The organism is Pantoea ananatis PA13 (assembly GCF_000233595.1).
GTDB classification, from domain to species: domain Bacteria; phylum Pseudomonadota; class Gammaproteobacteria; order Enterobacterales; family Enterobacteriaceae; genus Pantoea; species Pantoea ananatis.
On record NC_017554.1, the window covers coordinates 195,908 to 219,966 of the forward strand.

Consider the following 24,059-nt stretch of genomic DNA (forward strand, 5'->3'; position numbering starts at 1 on the left):
TTGTCTGAGGTAAAAACAGGCCAGGCACCATTGTTATCGATTGCGATGCCGGGCCGTTACTTAATTTGCATAAAAATTGTGACTTATGCGACGTTTTTCGATCCCTCTCACAACCTGCCCGGGCCTAGCTTTCGGTAGGATCCACGTCCAGCGTCCACTTTACCTTGCGCGAGGCCGGTAAAGTGCCAGTCAGCGGTAACGAACTACTCAGCAGCTGTTGCAGACGTTTGCGTGACGGATGCTGCACCAGCAACTGCCAGCGCCAGCGACCGCTCCGCTTTGGCTGCAGAGCAGGCAGTGGCCCCATGAACCACATTGCCGTGTCGTTAAGCGGGCTGGCTTCCAGCATATTACGCAGCTGTTGCAGAAATTCTGCAGCCTGATGGTTGTCCATGTCCTCCGCACGAAACAGCGCATGATGTGTCCACGGAGGGAGAAAAACCGACTGGCGCTCCAACAGCGTTTGCTGGGCAAAAGCGAAGTAGCCCTGGTGGAGCAGCGTTTGCAGAAGCGGATGCTCAGGATGGTGTGTTTGCAGCAAGACTTCGCCTTGCTTACCGGCCCGACCGGCGCGCCCGGCAACCTGAGTATAAAGCTGAGCGAAGCGTTCTGCGGCACGGAAGTCAGCGGAAAATAAGGCACCGTCGACGTCCAGCAGTGACACCAGCGTCACATCAGGAAAATGATGCCCTTTTGCCAGCATCTGGGTTCCCACAAGAATACGCGCGCCGCCGCGATGGACATCCGCCAGATGCTGCTCCAGCGCGCCTTTGCGGCTGGTGGTATCCCGGTCGATGCGCGAGACCGGCACACCGGGAAATAACGTGCCTAGCTGCTGCTCAAGCTGTTCCGTCCCTACGCCCACAGGTAACAGGTGAGTTGAACCACATTGTGGACACTGGTTGGGCAGCGGCCGCTGGCTGTCACAATGGTGGCAGCGCAACTGACGATGATGTTGATGCAGAGTGTAATAGCGATCGCAGCGCTGGCATTCGGCAATCCAGCCGCAGTCGTGGCAGAGCAGCGCAGGTGAAAAACCACGGCGGTTCAGGAACAGCAACACCTGGTTATCTGCTTTCAGATGCTGGCGCATTTTGAAGATCAGGGCAGGCGCCAGGCCGCCTGTCAGCTGTACGCCTTTCAAATCGATTAGCTGCTGCAGAGCGGGTTTAGCGTTACCGGCGCGTTTCATCAGGTCGAGCTGACGGTATTTGCCGTTACGCACGTTGTGCAGGCTTTCCAGCGCCGGTGTCGCGGAACCCATGATGACAGGAATATTCTCTTCATGGGCGCGAAACACGGCCAGATCGCGAGCCTGATAGCGCCAGCCTTCCTGCTGCTTATAAGAACTGTCGTGCTCTTCGTCGATAATAATGACGCCCGGACGCGCCATAGGGGTAAACAGGGCCGAGCGAGTGCCGATGATGATGGCATTCTCTCCTCTGCGCGCCCGTAGCCAGACAGAAAGGCGTTCGCTGTCATTCAGCGCTGAGTGCAGCACATCAACCGGCGCATCAAAACGTTCGCGGAAACGGGCAATGGTTTGTGGCGTCAGGCCTATTTCGGGCACCAGCACCAGGGCCTGTTTTCCTCTGGCCAGGACGTTTTCCAGCACGCTGAGATAAACTTCAGTCTTGCCTGAGCCGGTAATTCCCGCCAGTAGCCAGGCCGCATAATGCTCATCTTCACTGCGCATCGCCCCGACTGCCGTCGCCTGATCGGTATTGAGGCGCAGGCGTTCACCTTTGACCGCGAAGCTGCTGCGCCAGTCATGCCTATGTGGCTGATGCTCATGTAATTCGCATAACCCTTTGGCACGCAGCGCCTGCATGGCGGCATCGGTGAGATCGTGCTCAGTGACTTCATGACGATAAAGCGGCCGCTGTCGCAGCGTTGCAAGCCCTTGCTGCTGTTTGGGGGCCCGCTTCAGGCTCTCGGGGGCAGTAGCCCGGCCCTGCTCGGTAATTTCCCAACGCCATAAGGGATTATCCTGGGCAGGTTTACCTTGTCTGAGCAGCACCGGTAGCGCATGGCTCAGTACCTCGCCGAGAGGTGAATGATAGTAGTTCGCCGCCCAGTGGAGAATGCGCCACAGAGACGGGGGAAAGAGCGACTCGCTGTCCAGTACCGATATCACCTGTTTGAGCTGGGTCGCGGGCAGGTCGCTGGTGTCAGGTAATGCCACCACGATACCGGTCATTTTTCGGTTACCAAAAGGCACGATCACCCGACCGCCAATGACCGGCTTCACGCCGACAGGAGGCAGGTAGTCAAACAGGCGAGGAAGGGGAACGGGCAGGGCAACCTGAACAACGGGCATAACAGTCTCTTTCCGGTTCATCTAGCAGGGCGGTTAGTGTACACGCTGACGCACACGGCGTGTATCTCAGGCGACATTTGCAGCATTAAACATTAGCCTGTATAATATGCCGCCTTCGGTAAGAAAGACCTTGCCGGAGTTCACCATTAATGTTCAATCGCGTGTGGTGCTGCGCAGGTTCACGTCCTGGCGCGGAGAGCGACACGGCCTTATATGAGGTTTCCCATGAAACAAGGTATTCACCCAAAATACGAAGCAGTTACCATCAACTGTACTTGCGGTAACGTGATTCACACTCGCTCTACGCTGACTCACGAACTGAACCTGGACGTTTGTGGTAAGTGCCACCCGTTCTACACCGGTAAGCAGCGTGAAGTTGCAACTGGTGGCCGCGTTGACCGCTTCAACAAGCGTTTCAGCGTGCCAGGCACCAAAAAATAAGAAACGGCATTCGAACATCTGTTCGGCGGCAAGAAAAACCCAGCTCAGGCTGGGTTTTTTTATGTCTGAAAATCAGTATTCCCAGGTATCCGGGTCGATGCCCATGTCACGCATAATTTTTTTCGCGGCTTCCGGTATTTCGTCGTTACGTTCTTTACGCAGGTCGACATCATTAGGTAACGGTTGTCCGGTAAAAGCATGCAAGAAGGCTTCGCACAGGAGTTCACTGTTTGTCGCGTGGCGCAGGTTGTTAACCTGACGACGTGTCCGTTCGTCTGTCAGAATTTTCAGCACGCTTAACGGAATTGATACCGTGATTTTTTTAACCTGTTCGCTCTTTTTGCCGTGCTCAGCGTACGGGCTGATATATTCGCCGTTCCATTCAGCCATGGGATACCTTAATCAATAAAAGTTAAAAGTTACGAAATCAGCCGATTATGCCTGATTTTCTTCTACCTGACCCCTTCTCTGGCGGGTTTCTTCGTTCAACGCACAGTGCTAATGGAGTTGAACGCCAGGTATGGGCGCATAATTTTAGCGGTTATTGCGACGATGCTCAATCTATACGCAAAGACATTTGGATGTCCAGATGTATTGACGTCTAAAAGCAAGATGATATCCTGTTGGCAAATTATTTCATACTTCAGGAACAGTTAGCCCTATGACGCGTAAACAGGCAACCATCGCAGTGCGCAGCGGTTTGAATGACGACGAGCAATACGGCTGCGTTGTCCCGCCCATCCACCTTTCCAGCACCTATAACTTCCATGATTTCAATGAGCCCCGTGCGCATGACTATTCCCGTCGTGGTAACCCCACGCGTGATGTGGTGCAGCGTGCCCTGGCAGAGCTGGAAGGCGGAGCGGGAGCGGTGCTAACCAATACCGGCATGTCCGCGATTCATCTGGTGACAACCGTGTTCCTGAAGCCTGGCGATCTGCTGGTTGCGCCGCACGACTGTTATGGCGGCAGCTATCGGCTGTTCGACAGTCTGAGTAAGCGGGGCGCTTACCGGGTGAAGTTTGTCGATCAGGGTGATAAAGCTGCGCTGCAGGCGGCACTGGATGAGAAGCCTAAACTGGTGCTGGTTGAAAGCCCCAGTAACCCGCTATTGCGCGTGGTGGATATCGCCGCCATTTGCGCAGCGGCGCGTGCGGCGGGCGCCGTGAGCGTCGTGGACAACACCTTTATGAGTCCGGCACTGCAAAATCCTCTGGCACTGGGTGCGGATCTGGTCATTCACTCCTGTACCAAATACCTGAATGGCCACTCTGACGTGGTAGCCGGTGCCGTGATTGCTAAAGATCCGCAGGCGGCGACCGATTTAGCCTGGTGGGCCAATAATATTGGGGTCACCGGCTCCGCTTTTGACAGCTATCTGCTGCTGCGCGGAATGCGCACGCTGGGCCCACGTATGGCCGCTGCGCAACGTAATGCGTTAGCCATTGTTGATTATCTCAAGCAACAGCCGCTGGTGAAAACGTTGTATCATCCTTCACTGCCGGAAAACGCGGGACATGAATTCGCTGCACGCCAGCAGCGTGGATTCGGTGCCATGCTCAGTTTTGAGCTGGACGGCGATGAAGCCCGGTTGCGCCGTTTCCTCAAAGCGCTTGAGTTGTTCACGTTGGCGGAATCGTTGGGCGGCGTTGAAAGCTTGATTTCACACACGGCGACCATGACCCATGCAGGTATGTCTGCAGAGGCCCGGGCCGCAGCAGGCATCTCTGAAACATTGCTACGTATTTCAGTAGGTATTGAAGACCACGAAGATTTAATTGCCGATTTGGATAATGCATTCCGGATCGCAGCCGAGGATTGATGATGACGAGTTCAGCTGGCGCAGGAACGCCAAACAACAGACAGCTCCACAAGTTTGGTGGCAGCAGCCTTGCAGATGCACGCTGCTACCAGCGTGTCGCCAGCATTATGGCGGATTACAGCCAGCCAGGTGACATGATGGTCGTATCGGCCGCGGGCTCGACGACCAATCAGCTGATTAGCTGGCTGAAGCTGAGCCAGAGCGACCGACTGTCCGCACATCAGGTGCAGCAGACATTACGTCGCTATCAGAGTGAGCTCATCAGTGCACTGTTACCTGCCGAAATAGCCGAACCCTTAATTACTGCCTTTATTCGCGACCTCGAAAAACTGGCGGCGTTACTGGATGGTGACGTCACAGAAGCGGTCTATGCGGAAGTGGTGGGCCATGGTGAGATCTGGTCTGCACGTTTAATGTCAGCGGTGCTGAACCAGCAGGATCTTCATGCCTGCTGGCTGGATGCACGCGATTTTCTGCGCGCGGAACGGGCCGCCCAGCCGCAGGTAGATGAAGGCAAATCCTGGCCGTTGTTACAAACGCTGCTGGCCCAGCATCCGCATAAACGCATCGTGGTAACCGGCTTTATCTGCGGCAATGACGCGGGCGAAACGGTACTGCTGGGGCGTAACGGTTCTGACTACTCTGCCACGCAGATTGGTGCGCTGGCAGGTGTGGGACGTGTGACGATCTGGAGCGATGTGGCGGGCGTTTACAGTGCCGATCCCCGCAAAGTCTCTGATGCCTGTCTGCTGCCCTTGCTGCGCCTGGATGAGGCCAGTGAGCTGGCGCGTCTGGCAGCCCCGGTACTGCATACCCGCACCTTACAGCCGGTCTCGGGCAGCGATATTGATTTGCAGTTACGCTGCAGCTATCAGCCGGAACAGGGCTCTACCCGTATCGAGCGCGTCCTCGCGTCCGGTACGGGCGCCCGCATCGTCACCAGCCACGACGACGTGTGCCTGGTAGAGATCCAACTTCCTGAGCAGCACGATTTTACGCTGTTTCAAAAAGAGATCGACCAGCTGCTGACGCGCGCGCAGATGCGTCCGCTGGCGATGGGCATTCATCCCGATCGTCAGCTGCTGCAACTGTGCTACACCTCTGAAGTGGTGAACAGTGCCTTTACTTTATTGCAGGACGCCGGCTTACCTGGACATTTGCAGTTACGTGAAGGTTTAGCGCTGGTCGCGCTGGTTGGCGCTGGCGTCACGCGCAACCCGTTGCACACGCACCGTTTCTGGCAGCAGCTAAAAGATCAGCCGGTCGAATTTATCAGCCAGTCGCCAGAGCACATTAGCGTGGTTGCGGTGCTGCGCGTTGGCCCTACTCAGCATCTCATTCAGGGGTTGCACAGTTCCCTGTTTCGGGCAGAAAAGCGCATTGGCCTGATGTTGTTTGGCAAGGGCAACATCGGTTCTCGCTGGCTGGAGTTGTTTGCCCGCGAGCAGGAAACGTTGTCGGCGCGCACCGGTTTCGAGTTTGTGCTAGCGGGCGTGGTGGACAGCCAACGCAGCCTGCTGAGCTATGAAGGTCTGGACGCCAGTCGCGCACTGGCATTCTTTGACGATGAAGCGGAAGCGCGCGATGAAGAGTCGCTGTTTCTGTGGATGCGTGCGCACCCTTACGATGATCTGGTTGTGCTGGATGTGACGGCCAGTAAGCCGCTGGCACAGCAATATCTTGATTTTGCCAGCCATGGGTTTCATGTCATCAGCGCCAATAAAGTGGCGGGAGCATCGGATACGCAAACCTGGCGCGAGATTCGGGATGCCTTTGAAAAAACCGGCCGCCACTGGTTGTATAACGCCACCGTGGGCGCAGGTCTGCCGATAAACCATACGGTGCGCGATTTACGGGAAAGCGGCGACACGATTTTGTCGATCAGCGGTATTTTCTCCGGAACGCTGTCCTGGCTGTTTCTGCAATTTGATGGCACGGTGCCCTTTACCGAGCTGGTGGATCAGGCGTGGCAGCAGGGATTGACGGAACCGGATCCTCGCGTCGATCTGTCGGGTCAGGACGTGATGCGCAAACTGGTGATTCTGGCACGTGAAGCAGGCTATAACATCGAGCCGGATCAGGTGCGCGTCGAGTCGCTGGTGCCGCAGAGCTGCGAAGATGAATCAATAGATCACTTTTTCGAGAATGGCGACGAGCTTAATGAGCAGATGCTGCAACGGCTTGAAGCCGCGCAGGAGATGGGGCTGGTGCTGCGCTATGTTGCGCGCTTCGATGCTAACGGCAAAGCACGTGTTGGCGTCGAAGCGGTACGTCCGGAGCATCCTCTGGCCGCCTTACTGCCTTGTGACAACGTGTTTGCCATCGACAGCCGTTGGTATCGCGATAATCCGCTGGTGATCCGCGGACCTGGTGCAGGCCGGGACGTTACCGCCGGCGCTATCCAGTCTGATATTAATCGCCTTGCCCGACTCCTCTGACGTTGCTTTTCTCCAGGCGCTTCGGCGCCTGTCCTGCCCTAACATCCTCATATAAAAAGCCCTTTCACATCGACTGAATATTTGTCACTTCCTGGGATGATTTATCAGTTGACGCTTGCGGGAAAATGGTTCACTTTGAGTGTCTGGACGTCTAAACGTATAGATGTTTACAGGTTAACAGATAACCGATGTGGGCGGAGGTAGCAGGATGAGTTTCTTTCATGCCAATCAGCGCGAGGCGCTCAATCAGAGCCTGGCAGAGCTAAACGGGCGAATTAGTGTCTCTTTTGAGTTTTTCCCGCCGCGCACCAGTGAAATGGAAGAAACGCTGTGGAACTCCATCCATCGTCTGAGCAGCCTGAAGCCCAGTTTTGTCTCTGTAACCTACGGGGCGAACTCGGGTGAGCGTGACCGCACACACAGCATCATTAAAGGCATTAAAGAACGTACGGGGCTCGAAGCTGCGCCGCATCTGACCTGTATTGACGCTACCCGGGATGAGCTGCAAGCCATTGCACAGGATTACTGGAATAACGGTATTCGCCATATCGTGGCGCTGCGTGGCGATCTGCCACCCAATAGCGGTAAGCCGGAAATGTACGGCAGCGATCTCGTTTCGCTGCTTAAAGAGGTCGGTGACTTCGATATCTCCGTCGCGGCCTATCCGGAAGTCCACCCCGAAGCAAAAAGTGCCCAGGCTGACCTGATTAACCTGAAACGTAAAATTGATGCTGGCGCTAACCGTGCCATTACCCAGTTCTTCTTTGATGTTGAAAGCTATCTGCGTTTTCGTGATCGCTGCGTTTCCACCGGCATTGATGTTGAGATCGTGCCGGGCATTTTGCCGGTATCAAATTTCAAACAGCTGCAGCGTTTTGCCGCCCTGACCAATGTACGCGTTCCGGGCTGGATGAATGCCATGTTTGCAGGGCTGGATGAGGATCCTGAAACGCGCAAAATGGTGGGGGCGAACATCGCCATGGACATGGTGAAAATCCTGTCGCGTGAGGGCGTAAAAGATTTTCATTTCTATACTCTGAACCGGGCAGAAATGAGCTATGCCATTTGTCATACCTTAGGTGTGCGTCCGGGAATTGCCGCCTGAAGATGGCCATAAAAAAACCGACGTGTCCGCGTCGGTTCTGAATGTCTCATCCATTGCATATACAGGGCTGACAGCAGCCTGATGTGCCACGCATTAAAAATGTGTCCAGCCTTCATGGGTCAAGGGTTGAGCCGGTTTCACTCGCGAGGGGTTTTTGAGCGTCGGTACGCTATGCACCTGCTGTGTCGTGTTATTAAAGCGAAAGACTGAGACCGCCTGCAGCAGCTGTCGTGCCTGTTCCCGGAGGCTGTTCGCGGCCGAGGCGGATTCTTCCACTAATGCGGCGTTTTGCTGTGTGGCGCTGTCCATCTCGGTTACCGCGATGCCCACCTGTTCTACGCCTCTGGCCTGCTCGGCGCTGGCTGAGGTAATTTCCTCAACGGTATCACTCAGGTGACCTACAGCCGTGACGATGCTCTGCATCGTCGCGGTGGCATGTGCAACCAGTTCGTCACCTTGCCCCACGCTGCGGGCGTTGGCGTCAATTAACTGGCGAATTTCACCTGCGGCCGTGCTGCTACGTTGCGCCAGGGTTCTGACCTCGCTGGCAACCACCGCAAAACCTTTACCGTGTTCGCCCGCGCGCGCGGCTTCTACTGCTGCGTTCAGCGCGAGAATATTGGTCTGGAAGGCAATACTGTCAATAACGGCGGTGATGTCGGCGATTTTCCCTGAGCTGTCTTTAATGGTGCGCATCGTGCTGGTAATCGCTGCCGTGGCATCATTGCCTTCGTTGGCGACATTACGCACATTGACCGCAAGCTGACTGGCCTGCTGCGCATTGCTGGCGTTATTTTTCACCGTCATGCCAAGCTGCGTCATGGTGGCTGCCGTCTGCTCCAGCGCGCTGGCCTGCTCTTCGGTTCTCTGTGACAGGTCGGCATTTCCCTGCGCTATCTGACTACTGGCAGAGGCGACGCTTTCCGCATTGGATCTCACCAGGCTGACCGTTTGAACCAGTGCCTCCTGCATCTCCCGGATTGCCACCAGCAGTTTGCCGGTTTCATCGGTGTGAGTGACCTGCACAGGCTCGCTGAGGTCACCTTTTGCCACGCGCTGTGCGGCAATCAGGGCCTGATTAAGGGGCCGGGTGATGCTGCGCGTAATAAGCCAGGCAGACAATCCCGCCAGAAATAGCGCAACGGCACCGGCGCCCGCCAGTAAACGCAACGCATTGGTTCGATCGCTATGGGAAGTTTGCTCTGCAACCTGCATCCGCGCTTCCTGGTGATCTTTTAATGCCTGAAGGGAGGCTATATAGCCCGTTTGAATGTTGTCTCCCGAGGCCTGTAACAGCTGGTCGGCCTCCTCTTTTTTACCTTGCTGAGCAAGTGCAACGACCTTATCCATTAGCGGCAGAAAAAGCGCCGCGTGAGACTGGATGTTGGAAAAAAGTTGTCTGCCAGTGACGGAGGCAACCTCTTTATCCAGCACCTGCATCAGGCTGTCGGCCTGGCTTCTGACCTGCTGATAGCTGTTAAGCGCTTTTTCTGTTTTTGCCGGATCCGGCTGGAGTACGGCAATGCGCGCCAGACGACTCATATCTTGCGCATAAAATGACAGCATGGCCGATTCGGATGCCTTGGCGTAAAGGCCCCCGGCGATCTCACTGTTAGCGTCGGCCAGAGAACGTGTTTTGGTAATACCGATCAGGACCATGAAAATGACAAGCATACCCATGAAGCCAAAAGCCGCCACGAGCCGTATTCCTATTCTGATGTTATTCATACTGTTACCCTGATGTTAATGATAAGCACGAAGGCCTCACTGCCTTCTGTCAGTGTGGTTTGTGAATCAGTGTGTGGCTTTTTAACGATCAATCCGGGTGATTTTTGACCCGTATAAAGAGTAACGACCACAAAGGCATAAGGTTTATAGGCTAACTGTAATCAAACTGTAATAATTTCTGAGGTAATGCACTTGACCAGATGAAATGGTCTTAAGGACGCTGTGGGTGAAGGGGTAAAACATTAGATAAAACAGCAGGCAATCATCAGAGGGTGCGTATTTGAGACGGGCAAACTCACCCGAGCGCGGGTGGGTTAAGGACGGCCGCACAGGCTGAGCGGACCGTCCTGACGAGAATGGACTTAACCCGTGTTACGCATGCCAGCAGCGACACCGGCAATCGTCACCATCAGCGCCTGTTCGACGCGCGCATCCGGTTCGTCACCGCGGGCTTCTTGAGCACGTGAACGGTGAAGCAGTTCAGCCTGCAGTACGTTCAGGGGATCGGTATACACGTTGCGCAGGGCAATGGATTCGGCAATCCACGGCTGATCCGCCATCAGGTGTGAATCGTTGGCGATGGTCAGCACGGCTTTGATATCGGCATCCAGCTGGTCACGCAGCTGTTGACCTAATGGCCACAAGGATTTATCCACTAGCCGTTGGTCGTAATATTCCGCCAGCCACAGGTCTGCTTTAGAGAACACCATCTCCAGCATACCGAGGCGGGTTGAGAAAAACGGCCAGTCGCGACACATCGCTTCGAGCTGATCCTGATGGCCTGCCAGCATCGCCTGCTGCAGCGCCGCACCTGCACCCAGCCATGCCGGGAGCATCAGACGGTTTTGGGTCCAGGCGAAGATCCAGGGAATGGCGCGCAGGGATTCCACACCGCCGGTAGGACGGCGTTTGGCCGGGCGTGAACCCAGTGGCAGCTTGCCCAGTTCCTGCTCTGGGGTGGCTGAACGGAAGTAGGGCACAAAGTCGGCGTTTTCGCGCACGTAGCCCCGGTACATCGCACAGGAATCCGCAGAAAGCTGATTCATAATACTGCGCCATTCCGGTTTAGGTTCCGGCGGTGGCATCAGGTTAGCTTCCAGTATCGCACCGGTATAGAGCGACAGGCTGGCGATAGTCACTTCCGGTAAACCGTATTTAAAGCGGATCATTTCGCCCTGCTCGGTAACGCGCAGGCCGCCCTTCAGGCTGCCTGGCGGCTGAGACAGCAGCGCAGCATGTGCCGGCGCGCCGCCGCGACCGATAGTACCGCCACGTCCGTGGAACAAGGTCAGTGACACTCCGGCTTTTTCGCAGGTTTTAATCAGCGCATCCTGCGCCTGATACTGCGCCCAACTGGCCGCCATGACGCCGGCATCTTTCGCCGAGTCGGAATAGCCAATCATGACCATCTGTTTGCCCTGAATAAAGCCGCGATACCAGTCAATGTTGAGCAACTTGCTCATCACATCGTTGGCATTGTTGAGGTCATCAAGCGTTTCAAACAGCGGTGCAACCGGCATCGCAAAAGGTATACCGGCTTCTTTCAGTAACAGGTGGACGGCCAGCACATCCGACGGCGTTTTTGCCATCGAAATCACATAGGCGGCGATAGAGCCCTGAGGCGCTTCCGCTACCACTTTGCAGGTTTCCAGCACTTCGCGGGTTTCATCGCTCGGTTCCCAGCTGCGCGGCAGTAAAGGGCGCTTAGAGTTCAGCTCGCGGATGAGGAACGCTTGCTTGTCGGCTTCTGACCAGCTCTCATAATCGCCCAGCCCAAGGTAGCGGGTAATCTCTGCAATGGCTTCGGTGTGACGGGTGCTTTCCTGACGAACATCAATGCGGACCAGCGGCACGCCGAAGCATTTGACGCGGCGCAGCGTATCCAGCAGTTGGCCGTTGGCAATGATGCTCATGCCACACTGCTGCAGGGATTGATAGATCGCATACAGCGGGTCCCAAAGCTGAGCGTTAGAGACCAGTAGGTCAGCCGGACGTGGTAAACGTTCGCCTTTGAGGCGACGTTCCAGATAAGCCTGCGTGCTCATTAGCTGGCTGCGCAGACGCTTCAAAATCACGCGATAAGGTTCGAGCGCTTCAGGATCGCCACTGAGATCGGCCACTTCCTGACTGCATTCAGACATCGACAGTTCTGAAATCAGTACGCCAATGTCACGCAGGAACAGGTCGGTGGCTTTCCAGCGGCTGAGTTGCATGACGTGGCGGGTGATGGAGGCCGTGACATTGGGGTTGCCGTCACGGTCACCGCCCATCCAGGAGGTAAACTGCACCGGAACGAAATCGACCGGCAGCTTAATGCCAAACGTCTCTTCTACCTGTTCATTCAGCTCACGCAGAAACGCAGGTACGCCTTCCCACAGGCTGTTTTCAACGACGGCAAAGCCCCATTTGGCTTCATCCACGGGCGTAGGACGGTATTTACGGATCTCATCCGTATGCCAGGCCTGAGCGACCAGTTGGCGCAGGCGGCGCATAATCTGGTTACGCTCGTAGTCAGAAATATCGCTGTGATCGAGCTGTTCAAGACAGCTGTTAACTTCGCCCAGTTTATGAATCAGCGTACGACGCGTAATTTCTGTGGGATGGGCGGTCAACACCAGTTCCAGCGACAGGGATTCAATCGCCGCGTGAATAGCACTTTCACTAAGATTGTTTTGTTTGAGCGTTTCGAAGGTCTTTTTTAACAACTCGGGATGATTCGCGCCATCGCCGCTACGGGAAATGGTTTGATACTGTTCAGCCACGTTAGTGAGGTTCAGGAACTGACTGAAAGCACGTGCGACGGGCAACAACTCGTCATTTGACAGGTTCTGCAGCGTATTCAGCAACGCCTTACGATGCGTGTCATTGCCAGCACGGGATGATTTAGACAGCTTACGGATGGTTTCCACCTGGTCCAGGATGTTCTCTCCCAGCGCATCCTTAATCGTATCCCCGAGCAGTTTGCCGAGCATACTGACATTACTTCGCATTGCGGAATATTGTTCGTTCATGTGACCCTGACACCCTTATCGTCTTGATAAACCTCTATACCCGGTCTTTTCAGGCAGCACAAAAGCCAGCAACGTTGTCCTCTCGGTACTGCCCGAGGTTCTTCAGTTGCTGCCTGTCGCAAGCTGAATAAAGTGGGATGATTGCCCCGTAGGTATAACATCGTCTTTTATCTAGCCACGTAATCATCCGTTCGTCAATTGACTTAAAGTGAAGGAAACATGCAGCTAACTGCTGGAAATTCATGGAATTTGATAGGGGAGAAGCGGGATAAGTTATTCTTATTATCAAATCCCGCAGAATGGCGGGGCATTTTGCTGTTAATTCAGTGAAATGCCCCGATTAATGATAATTAGTGACAGAAATGCTGCACAACCTGGCTTATCAGCGCACGGGTAGGCTTAATAAATGCGGTATCGATAAACTCGTCTGGCTGGTGCGCCTGATTGATCGATCCTGGGCCCAGTACCAGGGTTGGGCAGAGTTGCTGAATAAAAGGCGCTTCAGTGCAGTAATTCACCACTTCCGTCTGAATCCCCAGCAGCGTTTCTACCACTTTAACCAGTTCATGATCAGCGGGGCACTCGTAGCCGGGAATCGGTGGATGCAGTTCTTCAATGGTGATCCGTCCCGGCCAGCGTTCGCTTACCGGTGCCAGTGCTTCATTTAGCAGCCCGTCGAGATCGCTCAGCGTAAGGCCCGGCAGGGGCCGGATATCCATATGCAATTCGCAGCAGGCACAGATACGGTTTGCCGCATCGCCGCCGTGAATATGACCAAAGTTCATGGTCGGATAGGGGATGGCAAAGCCATCGTGGTGGTAACGTGATTTGAGTGTGTTACGCAACTGCATGAGTTCGGTAATCGACTCATGCATTAGCTCAATGGCATTGACGCCGCGTCCGGGATCGCTGGAGTGGCCCGATTGTCCCTGAATGCGAATCGCATTAGATATATGGCCTTTGTGCGCCCGCACCGGCTTTAGCGAGGTCGGTTCGCCAATAATGGCGCAGTCGGGGCGAAGCTGGGTGGACTCTGCAAAATATTTCGCACCTGCCATCGTGGTTTCTTCATCGGCGGTCGCCAAAATGTACAGCGGCTTACTCAGGGTTGTCACATCCACATCACGTAGCGTGTCCAGAATAAACGCAAAGAAGCCTTTCATATCGGCGGTGCCCAGACCGTACAGCTTGTTGTCATGTTCGGTCAGGGTAAAGGGATCGCGAGTCCAGCGACCATCATCGAACGGAACGGTATCGGTATGCCCAGCAAGCAGCAGGCCGCCCGCGCCGTTTCCGGTGCGCGCCAGCATATTAAATTTATGACGTGTTCCGGGTACGGGCTGTACTTCCACAGCAAAACCCAGGTCGCGGAACCAGCCAGCCAGTAAATTGATTAAAGTTTCATTGCTCTGATCGAGTGCGGCATCGGTTGCGCTGATTGACGGCGTAGCGATCAACTGGCGGTATAGTTCGATAAAAGGCGGTAATTTTGTCTTCACTGTTGACGGTCCTTGAGTTAGGATGTATCAATATTCATGCATTAATAGTGAATAAAAATACATTAACGTCGTGTGCATGTGAACCTTAAATCGCTGCAAACGACATCGTGGGCAACGGGGCAAGGCCGCGACCCGGAACGTGTGACTGTAATAAAGGTATACAGCCTGATGTTGAATACGCTGATCGTTGGTGCCAGTGGTTACGCTGGCGTAGAGCTTGCCACCTTCCTTAATCGCCATCCACATATCAACATAACCGCTTTGGCGGTATCTGCGCAAAGTCCCGATGCGGGCAAGCGCCTGTCCGATCTTCATCCACAGCTTAAAGGCGTGGTGGATTTGCCGCTGCAGCCGTTGAGTGATGCCGCCGAATGGGCAGACAAAGTGGATGTGGTGTTTCTGGCGACCGCCCACGAAGTCAGCCATGACCTGGCCCCTGAATTTCTTAAAGCCGGTTGTGTGGTGTTCGATCTGTCAGGCGCGTTTCGCGTCAACGATGGCGATTTTTACACCCAGTTTTATGGCTTTACGCATCAGCACGGTGACTGGCTGGATAAAGCCGTTTACGGTCTTGCTGAGTTCCAGCAGGAAAAAATTAAAGAAGCACAGCTGGTGGCTGTACCGGGCTGCTATCCCACTGCCTCCCAGCTGGCGTTGAAGCCCGTGTTAGATGCGGGTTTGCTGAATGACGCGCAGTGGCCGGTAATTAACGCCACCAGCGGCGTGAGTGGGGCGGGGCGCAAAGCGAATGTCGGCACCAGCTTCTGCGAAGTCAGCCTGCAACCTTACGGTATTTTTAATCATCGTCATCATCCTGAGATTGTGGCGCACCTGGGAACGCCGGTGATTTTCACCCCGCACCTGGGCAGTTTTCCGCGTGGGATTCTGGCGACCGTTACCTGCCGCCTGAAGGCCGGCGTAAGCCGTGATGATGTTGCTGAAGCTTTTCATAACGCCTACCACGATAAGCCGCTGGTACGCGTGTACGAACAGGGCGTGCCGGCTCTGAAAGCGGTTGTCGGGCTACCCTACTGCGATATCGGGTTCGCCGTTCAGGGCGAACACCTGATTGTGGTGGCTGCAGAAGATAACCTGCTCAAAGGCGCGGCCTCCCAGGCGGTGCAGTGCCTTAATATTCGTTTCGGTTTCCCTGAAACGCAGTCACTGATTTAACGGACGAGTAAACCATGACCAATCCATTGATTATCAAGCTGGGCGGTGTGCTGTTAGACAGCGAAGAAGCGCTGGCCCGTTTATTTGACGCGCTGCTGGCCTATCGCTCCGCGCATCAGCGCCCGTTGATCGTCGTTCACGGCGGCGGCTGTCTGGTCGATGAACTGATGAAAAAACTGGCGCTGCCGGTGCAGAAAAAGAACGGCTTACGCGTTACGCCTGCCGACCAGATCGACATTATTACCGGCGCACTGGCGGGTACCGCGAACAAAACCCTGCTGGCCTGGGCGAAAAAATATGGCATTCACGCGGTAGGCCTTTGCCTGGGCGATGCAGGCCTGGTTAATGTCACGCAGCTGGATGAAGCACTCGGTCATGTGGGCCACGCCACGCCGGGTAATCCCGCGTTGGTCAATACATTGCTTGCGGCGGGTTATATGCCTGTTGTCAGCTCAATTGGCATTACCGATGACGGCCAGTTAATGAACGTCAATGCGGATCAGGCCGCCACGGCGCTGGCATCAACGCTGGGTGCTGATTTAGTCTTGTTATCGGATGTCAGTGGCATTCTCGATGGCAAAGGCCAGCGCATTGCAGAGATGACGGCTGACAAAGCTGAACAGTTGATTGCGCAGGGCATCATCACCGATGGCATGATTGTTAAAGTGAACGCAGCGCTGGATGCTGCGCGCACGCTGGGCCGCCCGGTTGATATCGCCAGCTGGCGTCATGCCGAGCAACTGCCCGACCTTTTTAACGGTGTGTCCATTGGCACCCGGATTCTCGCTTAACGACTCAGATTCAAGGATTACGAAATGCAAACGCAAAACATCAAAAAAATCGTTCTGGCTTACTCTGGTGGTCTGGATACTTCTGCCATTATTCCCTGGCTGAAAGAAAACTATGGCGGCTGTGAAGTGGTCGCGTTTGTGGCTGATATCGGCCAGGAACGTAGCGATCTGGAAGGCGTTGAGAAGAAAGCGCTGCAGTCGGGTGCATCAGAATGCCACGTGGTTGATCTGCGTGAAGAGTTTATCAGCGACTACGTTTATCCGGTGCTGCAGACCGGTGCGCTGTATGAAGGAACTTACCTACTGGGCACCTCCATGGCGCGTCCTATCATCGCTAAAGCGCAGGTTGAGCTGGCGCTGAAAGTCGGTGCTGATGCCCTGTGCCACGGTGCGACCGGTAAAGGGAATGACCAGGTACGTTTTGAAACCACCTATACCGCGCTGGCACCCCAGCTGAAAGTGGTTGCGCCATGGCGCGAATGGAACCTGCGTTCACGTGAAGCGCTGCTGGATTATCTGAAAGAGCGCAATATCCCGACCACCGCTTCGCTGGAAAAAATCTACAGCCGTGATGAAAACGCCTGGCATATTTCTACCGAAGGCGGCGTGCTGGAAAGCCCGTCTAATGCGCCGAATAAAGATTGCTGGGTCTGGACCGTTGATCCGCTGGAAGCCCCGGATCAGCCTGAAGACGTGACGGTAACCGTTGAAAAAGGGCGCGTTGTCGCGGTGAACGGCGAGAAACTGAGCCCGTTCCAGTGTCTGGAAAAGTTGAACGTGCTGGGTGCTAAACACGGCGTAGGTCGTATCGATATCGTTGAAAACCGTCTGGTGGGCATTAAATCACGCGGCTGTTACGAAACTCCCGGCGGCACCATCATGGTTAACGCACTGCGTGCGGTTGAGCAACTGGTTCTGGATCGCGACAGCTTCAAATGGCGTGAGCAGCTGGGCCATGAAATGTCCTATGTGGTTTACGATGGTCGCTGGTTTGCACCGCTGCGTAAGTCTATCCAGGCGGCGGCAGAGTCGCTGGCAGAAGAAGTCAACGGTGAAGTGGTCCTGCAACTCTACAAAGGCCAGGCCACGGCGACGCAGAAGCGTTCAGCCAACAGCCTGTATTCCGAAGAGTTTGCAACCTTCGGCGAAGACGAAGTTTACGATCATCGTCATGCCGGCGGCTTTATCCGTCTGTTCTCACTCTCTTCACGTATTCGTGCATTGAACGAGCAGAAGAAGTAATCGCAGGCGAGGATCGCCTCGCCTCTCAGTATGACCTCAGGGGCGGCTTTCAGGCCGCCCCTGGTTTAACGACTTGAAGGAGATTCACATGGCACTTTGGGGTGGACGCTTTACCCAGGCAGCAGATCAACGTTTCAAACAGTTCAACGACTCGCTGCGTTTTGATTACCGCCTGGCTGAGCAGGACATCATTGGCTCAGTGGCCTGGTCCAAAGCGCTGGTGACGGTAAATGTTCTGACCGGTGATGAGCAGCAGCAGCTGGAAGCCGCATTGAATGCATTGCTGGAAGAGGTTCGTGCCAATCCTGAGCAAATTCTGCAAAGTGATGCCGAAGATATTCACAGCTGGGTTGAAGGCCAGTTGATCGAGAAAGTCGGCGCGCTGGGCAAAAAACTGCACACCGGTCGTAGCCGTAATGACCAGGTAGCCACCGACCTGAAGCTGTGGTGTAAGGAGCAGGTCGCCGCACTGCTGGGGGCCACACGTGAGCTGCAGCAGGCGCTGGTCGCCACCGCCGAAGTGAACCAGGACGCGGTGATGCCGGGCTATACGCATTTGCAGCGGGCGCAGCCGGTGACCTTTGCGCATTGGTGCCTCGCCTATGTTGAAATGCTGGCGCGCGATGAAAGCCGTTTGCAGGATACGTTGAAGCGTCTTGATATTAGCCCACTGGGTTGTGGCGCGCTGGCAGGAACGGCGTATGACATCGATCGTGAGCAGCTGGCTGGCTGGTTAGGTTTTGCTTCTGCCACGCGTAACAGCCTGGACACCGTGTCCGATCGTGACCATGTTCTGGAACTGCTCTCGGATGCGTCAATCGGTATGGTACATCTGTCGCGCTTTGCTGAAGACATGATTTTCTTTAACACAGGCGAAGCCGGCTTTATCGAACTCTCAGATAAAGTCACCTCGGGTTCATCCCTGATGCCACAGAAGAAAAACCCGGATGCGCTGGAGCTGATTCGCGGCAAGTGTGGCCGTGTACAGGGCGCGTTAACCGGAATGATGATGACGCTGAAAGGTCTGCCGCTCGCCTACAACAAAGACATGCAGGAAGACAAAGAAGGGCTGTTCGACGCGCTGGATACCTGGCTGGACTGCCTGCACATGTCGGTTCTTGTCCTGGATGGCCTGCAGGTGAAACGTCCTCGCTGCCAGGAAGCGGCAGAGCAGGGCTACGCTAACTCAACCGAGCTGGCTGACTACCTCGTTGCCAAAGGCGTGCCGTTCCGTGAGGCTCACCACATTGTCGGTGAAACGGTCGTTGAAGCGATAAAACAGGGCGTTGCGCTGGAAGCGCTGACGCTGGCGCAGTTAAAGCAGTTTAGTAGCGTGATAGAGGACGATGTCTATCCTGTTCTGGCCCTAAAATCCTGTCTGGATAAGCGTAATGCGCAGGGTGGGGTTTCGCCCGGTCAGGTTGCCCGTGCTATCGCGGATGCCAAAACACGCTTAGCGTAAACGGCAGGCAAAAAAAAGCGGGCATCAGATGCCCGCCAACCTCTAGCTTCAGAAACTACTTTTATTTTAGGCACATCATCAGAGCCGCGGCGCTCCCGGCCGATGCTCAGATTCGTAACGTTTACCCTCTACGCGTTTTAGGGAAGCGCTGACAGCGCTTCTCGTCTTTTTTTTGGCGAAGGGCTCACGACTGTTGAAAACAGGGAGAACACCGTTTTCAACGTTCAGAAAACATTTCCCTGGGTGGCAATGAATCTGAATTGATGTGGGCATTATTCCCATCCGCTCTTGATAGGGCCAATCGTTGGTTGCTATTCTATCTATCGCCACGAGCTATCGTGGAATGGAGGGTAATAATGAATATCCGTGATCTTGAATATCTGGTTTCGCTTGCTGAACATCGTCATTTCCGACGTGCAGCGGATGCCTGCCATGTCAGTCAGCCCACGTTGAGCGGACAGATCCGTAAATTAGAAGACGAATTAGGTGTCATGCTGCTGGAGCGTACCAGCCGCAAAGTGCTGTTTACTCAGGCCGGCCTGTTGCTGGTCGACCAGGCGCGTACCGTTCTGCGTGAAGTCAAAGTGCTGAAAGAGATGGCCAGTCAGCAAGGCGAAGCGATGTCAGGGCCACTGCATATTGGGCTTATCCCCACGACCGGCCCTTATTTGCTGCCGCAGATCATTCCAATGCTGCATCAGACCTTTCCAAAGCTGGAAATGTATCTGCATGAAGCGCAGACGCAGCAACTGCTGGCGCAGCTCGACAGCGGCAAACTGGACTGTGCGATTCTGGCGTTGGTGAAAGAAAGCGAAGCCTTTATCGAGGTCCCGCTGTTTGATGAGCCGATGAAGCTGGCCGTCTATGAAGATCACCCATGGCGCGATCGTGACCGCGTGCCGATGTCCGATCTGGCGGGCGAAAAGCTGCTAATGCTGGAAGACGGTCATTGCCTGCGCGATCAGGCGATGGGCTTTTGCTTTGAAGCAGGTGCAGACGAAGATACGCATTTCCGCGCGACCAGCCTGGAAACCTTGCGCAATATGGTTGCGGCGGGAAGCGGGATCACGTTACTGCCTGCACTGGCCGTACCGGATCAGCGTATTCGTGACGGCGTTTGTTATCTCCCGTGCTACAAACCGGTCCCCCAACGCACTATCGCACTGGTATACCGTCCCGGTTCACCCCTGCGCAGTCGTTATGAACAACTGGCAGAGGCAATCCGAACGCACATGCAAGGCTATTTCGATACGACGTTAAAACAGGCGGTTTAAGCCGTTTAACGCCGCAACACGATAGGCTTCGGCCATGGTGGGATAGTTAAAGGTGGTATTCACAAAGTACTCGATTGTGTTGCCACCATTTTTTTGCTCCATAATCGCCTGACCGATATGGATGATCTCCGCCGCGCGCTCGCCAAAACAATGAATGCCTAAAATTTCTTTGGTTTCGCGGTGGAACAAGATCTTCAGGCTACCCACATTCATTCCAACGATTTGCGCACGCGCCAGATGTTTGAACTGAGCACGACCCACTTCGTATGGCACTTTCATTGCCGTCAGCTGCTGCTCGGTTTTCCCCACAGAACTGATTTCCGGAATGGTATAGATCCCGGTCGGGATGTCTTCTATCAGATGCGCTGAGGCTTCACCTTTCATAATGGCCTGCGCGGCAATACGGCCCTGATCGTAAGCAGCGGATGCCAGACTTGGATAACCAATCACGTCGCCTACCGCATAAATGTGCGGCTGAGCTGTCTGATACATGCTGTTCACTTTCAGCAGGCCACGTCCGTCTGCTTCTAGACCGACATTTTCCAGCGACAGCGAATCAGTGTTACCGGTACGACCATTCGCATACAGCAGGCAATCCGCTTTTACTTTCTTGCCGGATTTAAGGTGCATGATCACGCCGTCATCTACGCCTTCAATTTTCTCGAACTCTTCATTGTGACGAATCACCACGCCGCTGTTCCAGAAGTGATAGGACAGCGAGTCGGACATCTCCTGGTCAAGAAATGCCAGCAGCCGGTCACGGGTGTTAATCAAATCAACTTTGACGTTAAGTCCACGGAAAATAGAAGCATATTCACAGCCAATGACACCGGCGCCATAAATGATCACGTGGCCAGGTTCATGGTGCAGGTTGAGAATAGAATCGGAGTCGTAAATGCGTGGATGGGTAAAGTCGACATCGTGGGGATGATAAGGGCGTGAACCGCAGGCGATGATAAACTTCTCGGCGGTCAGTTTTTCGCGCGTACCGTCATGATGTTCTACCTCGACCGTGTTGGCATCAACAAAATGGGCATCGCCCTGAAAGAGTTCGCAGCGGTTACGCTCGTAAAAACCCTGACGCATCGCCGTTTGCTGGTTGATCACGCTCTCCGTGTGATTAAGGATATCGGCAAAGGATGAACGAAGCAGTCGGGTGTGGTCGCTGTAAAGGGGATTTTGATTGAACTCGATGATGCGGCTAACAGCGTGACGGAGGGCTTTTGAAGGGATGGTTCCCCAGTGAGTACAGCCGCCGCCGATGTTGTGATAGCGTTCGATAACCGCGATGCGTGCGCCTTGCTTGACCAGTCCCATCGCCGCACCTTCGCCGCCGGGTCCTGAACCAATCACTATAACATCGTAATCGTAAGACTTTTGCATACCGATACGTCCTATTATTTATACATTTTTACAACGAGATTCTAACATCTCACCGCGCACTTCTGAATTCTAACAGCGATTTTCATCACGTTTTGCCTTTCAGTGGTGTTTAACAAGCCGTCACAAAGTTTGCCCGACTGTACGCTGAATATTTTGTTATAGTGCTGTTTCAGAACCTCACAAGGCAGAGAGAATGGGTGTCAGAGCGCAACAAAAAGAACGTACACGGCGTACACTCATCGAAGCTGCATTCAGTCAGCTCAGCGCCGAGCGCAGTTTTGCCAGCCTGAGCCTACGTGAAGTTGCCAGGGAAGCCGGCATTGCGCCCACGTCTTTTTATCGGCATTTCAAAGATGTTGATGAGTTAGGTCTGACGATGGTTGACGAAAGTGGACTGATGTTGCGCCAGCTGATGCGCCAGGCACGCCAGCGTATCGCAAAAGGTGGCAGCATTATTAAAACCTCTATCGCCACATTCATGGAGTTCATCGAGAATAACCCCAATGCGTTTCGCTTGTTATTGCGCGAACGTTCAGGGACTTCTGCGGCCTTTCGCGCTGCTGTTGCACGTGAAATTCAACATTTTATTGCTGAACTGGCTGACTATCTTGAGGTCGAAAATCGCATGCCGCGCAGCTTCACCGAAGCGCAGGCTGAAGCGATGGTGACGATTGTTTTTAGCGCGGGTGCTGAAGCGCTGGACATTGATATCGAGCAGCGACGTAAGCTGGAAGATCGTCTGGTATTACAGTTACGCATGATCGCCAAAGGCGCTTATTACTGGTATCGCCGGGAACAAGAACGTCTGGCGGTAACCCTGGATAAACCTGAAGAGATATGAATAAGGACCCTGCCATGACCCACCCAAGCTCCCGTGATAAAGGCACGATGTTGCTGGCTTTTATTACCGGCCTTGCTATGAACGGCTCGTTCTCCGTGCTGTTTAGTGCTTTTGTTCCTTTTTCTATTTTTCCACTGATTGCGTTGGGGCTGTCGGCCTGGTGCCTGCATCAGCGTTATCTGAACAAAAACATGCCGGATGGCGTTCCCGGCCTTGCTGCCGCCTTTTTCCTGCTGGGCATTTTGGTTTACAGCGCGCTGGTCAGGGCAGAGTACCCGGATATTGGCTCTAATTTCATCCCGACCATTTTGATGGTTGGGCTGGTGTTCTGGATTGCCCTGCGTTACAAGCGAAACCGCAATCGGTAATTAAAAACGGGAACCTTCAGGTTCCCGTTTTTTTACGCTTTACGCGTCAGCAGCACGCCGCATTCCATATGGTGGGTGTACGGGAACTGGTCAAACAGCGCCAGCCGCGTGACGTCGTGGGTTTGCGCCAGTATCCGCAGATTGTCGCACAGGGTTTGCGGATTGCAGGAAATATAGAGAATGGCAGGATAAGCCTGCACCATCTTAACGGTTTCCTCATCCAGCCCGCTGCGCGGCGGATCGACAAAGATCGTCTCGCAGTCATAACTCTTCAGATCGATCCCTTCCAGCCGGTTAAAGCTGCGCACGCCATTCATCGCCTGCGTAAACTCTTCGGCCGCCATGCGAATAATCTGCACGTTATCAACCTGGTTGGCGGCAATATTGTACTGCGCTGACGCTACGGAAGGTTTGGCGATTTCTGTTGCCAGTACCCGGCGGAAATTTCGGGCCAGCGCCAGCGAGAAGTTGCCATTACCACAGTAGAGCTCCAGCAGATCGCCGCGAGAACCCGTGGTGACGTCCAGTGCCCATTCCAGCATTTGAATGTTCATGGCGGCGTTAGGCTGCGTAAAGCTGTTTTCTACCTGACGGTAAATCATCTCTTTACCGGCCACCGGCAAACGCTCATCGACATAATCCCGATCAAGGCAGATTTTGGTCTTGGTCGCTCGGCCAATCAGCTGGACATCAATACCTTCGGCCCGCAATTGATCGCGTAACGTGCTGGCGGCCTGCTGCCATTCCTCATCCAGTTTGCGGTGGTAGAGCAGCGAAATCACGATCTGATGACTCATCGTGGACAGGTAGTCGATCTGAAACAGCTTGTGGCGCAGCAGACGATTGTCCCGAATGGCCGCCATCATTTTTGGCATGACCTGATTGATTAACTCACTGGCCGCAGGAAACTGATCGACGCGTATGCGCTGTTTCGTCTCCTGATCGAAGATAATATGGTAGAGGTCATCACCTTCGTGCCAGATGCGGAATTCTGCTCGCATGCGGTAGTGACTGACGGGTGAACGAAACACCTCCACGGCGGGCGCAGCGAATGGCGTCATCATCGTTTCTAACCGACTGACTTTTTCCGCCAGCTGCGCGTCATACTGTTCAACAGGGAGATGTTCGGGTGTCATGTTTAATCCTGGTTAAGAGCTTACT

18 protein-coding genes are annotated in these 24,059 nt (G+C 54.4%); 11 read left to right on the plus strand and 7 right to left on the minus strand.

Annotation, left to right across the window (positions count from 1 at the left end):
* Positions 1-124 precede the first annotated feature (124 nt).
* On the minus strand, positions 125-2,320 hold the full coding sequence (priA, locus tag PAGR_RS00920) for a primosomal protein N' (RefSeq protein WP_014604769.1): 2,196 nt from the start codon (positions 2,318-2,320) through the stop codon (positions 125-127).
* 225 nt (positions 2,321-2,545) lie between these two features.
* Here priA and rpmE point away from each other — a divergent pair, with 225 nt between their 5' ends.
* Positions 2,546-2,761: a 50S ribosomal protein L31 gene (gene rpmE, locus PAGR_RS00925; RefSeq protein ID WP_006121308.1), complete on the plus strand. Its 216-nt coding sequence runs from the start codon at positions 2,546-2,548 to the stop codon at positions 2,759-2,761.
* Positions 2,762-2,833: 72 nt separating this feature from the next.
* Here the strand turns inward: rpmE and metJ are convergent, their stop codons facing one another.
* Positions 2,834-3,151, minus strand: coding sequence for a met regulon transcriptional regulator MetJ (gene metJ / locus PAGR_RS00930; protein ID WP_013027687.1), 318 nt, complete (start codon positions 3,149-3,151; stop codon positions 2,834-2,836).
* 271 nt (positions 3,152-3,422) lie between these two features.
* Between metJ and metB the strand changes: the two genes are divergently transcribed.
* From metB to metF, 3 genes are all read left to right on the plus strand, one after another.
* Positions 3,423-4,583: a cystathionine gamma-synthase gene (metB, locus tag PAGR_RS00935; RefSeq protein WP_013027686.1), complete on the plus strand. Its 1,161-nt coding sequence runs from the start codon at positions 3,423-3,425 to the stop codon at positions 4,581-4,583.
* A gap of 2 nt (positions 4,584-4,585) precedes the next feature.
* On the plus strand, positions 4,586-7,021 hold the full coding sequence (locus PAGR_RS00940) for a bifunctional aspartate kinase/homoserine dehydrogenase II (protein ID WP_015699320.1): 2,436 nt from the start codon (positions 4,586-4,588) through the stop codon (positions 7,019-7,021).
* Positions 7,022-7,229: 208 nt separating this feature from the next.
* Positions 7,230-8,126, plus strand: a complete 897-nt coding sequence (metF, locus tag PAGR_RS00945) for a methylenetetrahydrofolate reductase (protein WP_014604771.1) — start codon at positions 7,230-7,232, stop codon at positions 8,124-8,126.
* A 93-nt stretch (positions 8,127-8,219) separates the two neighbouring features.
* Here metF and PAGR_RS00950 read toward each other — a convergent pair whose 3' ends face one another.
* The 3 genes from PAGR_RS00950 to argE all read right to left on the minus strand — a co-directional run bounded on the left by PAGR_RS00950 (position 8,220) and on the right by argE (position 14,364).
* Complete coding sequence (locus PAGR_RS00950; RefSeq protein WP_014594876.1) at positions 8,220-9,854, minus strand: methyl-accepting chemotaxis protein; 1,635 nt, start codon at positions 9,852-9,854, stop codon at positions 8,220-8,222.
* Positions 9,855-10,216: 362 nt separating this feature from the next.
* Positions 10,217-12,865, minus strand: a complete 2,649-nt coding sequence (gene ppc / locus PAGR_RS00955; RefSeq protein ID WP_013027682.1) for a phosphoenolpyruvate carboxylase — start codon at positions 12,863-12,865, stop codon at positions 10,217-10,219.
* Between the two features lie 350 nt (positions 12,866-13,215).
* Entirely contained in the window at positions 13,216-14,364 is a 1,149-nt protein-coding gene (argE, locus tag PAGR_RS00960; protein ID WP_013027681.1) for an acetylornithine deacetylase, read from the minus strand.
* Positions 14,365-14,532: 168 nt separating this feature from the next.
* On the opposite strand from argE, the gene argC reads away from it, so the two are divergent.
* The 5 genes from argC (at position 14,533) to oxyR (ending at position 20,306) form a co-directional block, all read left to right on the plus strand.
* Positions 14,533-15,537: an N-acetyl-gamma-glutamyl-phosphate reductase gene (argC, locus tag PAGR_RS00965; RefSeq protein ID WP_014594874.1), complete on the plus strand. Its 1,005-nt coding sequence runs from the start codon at positions 14,533-14,535 to the stop codon at positions 15,535-15,537.
* A 14-nt stretch (positions 15,538-15,551) separates the two neighbouring features.
* Positions 15,552-16,328 carry an acetylglutamate kinase gene (gene argB, locus PAGR_RS00970; protein ID WP_013027679.1) on the plus strand — a complete coding sequence of 259 codons (777 nt, stop codon included), beginning with the start codon at positions 15,552-15,554 and terminating at the stop codon, positions 16,326-16,328.
* Positions 16,329-16,352: 24 nt separating this feature from the next.
* Positions 16,353-17,570 carry an argininosuccinate synthase gene (locus PAGR_RS00975; protein ID WP_013027678.1) on the plus strand — a complete coding sequence of 406 codons (1,218 nt, stop codon included), beginning with the start codon at positions 16,353-16,355 and terminating at the stop codon, positions 17,568-17,570.
* 88 nt (positions 17,571-17,658) lie between these two features.
* Positions 17,659-19,032: an argininosuccinate lyase gene (argH, locus tag PAGR_RS00980; RefSeq protein ID WP_014604772.1), complete on the plus strand. Its 1,374-nt coding sequence runs from the start codon at positions 17,659-17,661 to the stop codon at positions 19,030-19,032.
* Positions 19,033-19,388: 356 nt separating this feature from the next.
* Entirely contained in the window at positions 19,389-20,306 is a 918-nt protein-coding gene (gene oxyR, locus PAGR_RS00985; protein ID WP_015699323.1) for a DNA-binding transcriptional regulator OxyR, read from the plus strand.
* Here oxyR and sthA read toward each other — a convergent pair.
* The gene (gene sthA, locus PAGR_RS00990; RefSeq protein WP_013027675.1) at positions 20,289-21,689 is read right to left on the minus strand and encodes a Si-specific NAD(P)(+) transhydrogenase; all 1,401 of its coding nucleotides are present in this window, start codon (positions 21,687-21,689) and stop codon (positions 20,289-20,291) included. The genes oxyR and sthA overlap by 18 nt on opposite strands.
* Before the next feature lie 193 nt (positions 21,690-21,882).
* Here sthA and fabR point away from each other — a divergent pair, with 193 nt between their 5' ends.
* Positions 21,883-22,530: an HTH-type transcriptional repressor FabR gene (gene fabR / locus PAGR_RS00995; protein WP_013027674.1), complete on the plus strand. Its 648-nt coding sequence runs from the start codon at positions 21,883-21,885 to the stop codon at positions 22,528-22,530.
* A gap of 14 nt (positions 22,531-22,544) precedes the next feature.
* Positions 22,545-22,898, plus strand: coding sequence for a YijD family membrane protein (locus tag PAGR_RS01000; protein ID WP_014604773.1), 354 nt, complete (start codon positions 22,545-22,547; stop codon positions 22,896-22,898).
* Positions 22,899-22,930: 32 nt separating this feature from the next.
* Here the strand turns inward: PAGR_RS01000 and trmA are convergent, their stop codons facing one another.
* Entirely contained in the window at positions 22,931-24,034 is a 1,104-nt protein-coding gene (gene trmA / locus PAGR_RS01005; protein WP_013027672.1) for a tRNA (uridine(54)-C5)-methyltransferase TrmA, read from the minus strand.
* Between the last annotated feature and the right edge of the window lie 25 nt (positions 24,035-24,059).

What these genes read in the sequence shown, in the direction of transcription:
- priA (WP_014604769.1), bottom strand. Translation starts at nt 2,320, where the DNA reads ATGCCCGTTGTTCAGGTTGCCCTGCCCGTTCCCCTTCCTCGCCTGTTT.
- rpmE (WP_006121308.1), top strand. Translation starts at nt 2,546, where the DNA reads ATGAAACAAGGTATTCACCCAAAATACGAAGCAGTTACCATCAACTGT.
- metJ (WP_013027687.1), bottom strand. Translation starts at nt 3,151, where the DNA reads ATGGCTGAATGGAACGGCGAATATATCAGCCCGTACGCTGAGCACGGC.
- metB (WP_013027686.1), top strand. Translation starts at nt 3,423, where the DNA reads ATGACGCGTAAACAGGCAACCATCGCAGTGCGCAGCGGTTTGAATGAC.
- PAGR_RS00940 (WP_015699320.1), top strand. Translation starts at nt 4,586, where the DNA reads ATGACGAGTTCAGCTGGCGCAGGAACGCCAAACAACAGACAGCTCCAC.
- metF (WP_014604771.1), top strand. Translation starts at nt 7,230, where the DNA reads ATGAGTTTCTTTCATGCCAATCAGCGCGAGGCGCTCAATCAGAGCCTG.
- PAGR_RS00950 (WP_014594876.1), bottom strand. Translation starts at nt 9,854, where the DNA reads ATGAATAACATCAGAATAGGAATACGGCTCGTGGCGGCTTTTGGCTTC.
- ppc (WP_013027682.1), bottom strand. Translation starts at nt 12,865, where the DNA reads ATGAACGAACAATATTCCGCAATGCGAAGTAATGTCAGTATGCTCGGC.
- argC (WP_014594874.1), top strand. Translation starts at nt 14,533, where the DNA reads ATGTTGAATACGCTGATCGTTGGTGCCAGTGGTTACGCTGGCGTAGAG.
- argB (WP_013027679.1), top strand. Translation starts at nt 15,552, where the DNA reads ATGACCAATCCATTGATTATCAAGCTGGGCGGTGTGCTGTTAGACAGC.
- PAGR_RS00975 (WP_013027678.1), top strand. Translation starts at nt 16,353, where the DNA reads ATGCAAACGCAAAACATCAAAAAAATCGTTCTGGCTTACTCTGGTGGT.
- argH (WP_014604772.1), top strand. Translation starts at nt 17,659, where the DNA reads ATGGCACTTTGGGGTGGACGCTTTACCCAGGCAGCAGATCAACGTTTC.
- oxyR (WP_015699323.1), top strand. Translation starts at nt 19,389, where the DNA reads ATGAATATCCGTGATCTTGAATATCTGGTTTCGCTTGCTGAACATCGT.
- sthA (WP_013027675.1), bottom strand. Translation starts at nt 21,689, where the DNA reads ATGCAAAAGTCTTACGATTACGATGTTATAGTGATTGGTTCAGGACCC.
- fabR (WP_013027674.1), top strand. Translation starts at nt 21,883, where the DNA reads ATGGGTGTCAGAGCGCAACAAAAAGAACGTACACGGCGTACACTCATC.
- PAGR_RS01000 (WP_014604773.1), top strand. Translation starts at nt 22,545, where the DNA reads ATGACCCACCCAAGCTCCCGTGATAAAGGCACGATGTTGCTGGCTTTT.
- trmA (WP_013027672.1), bottom strand. Translation starts at nt 24,034, where the DNA reads ATGACACCCGAACATCTCCCTGTTGAACAGTATGACGCGCAGCTGGCG.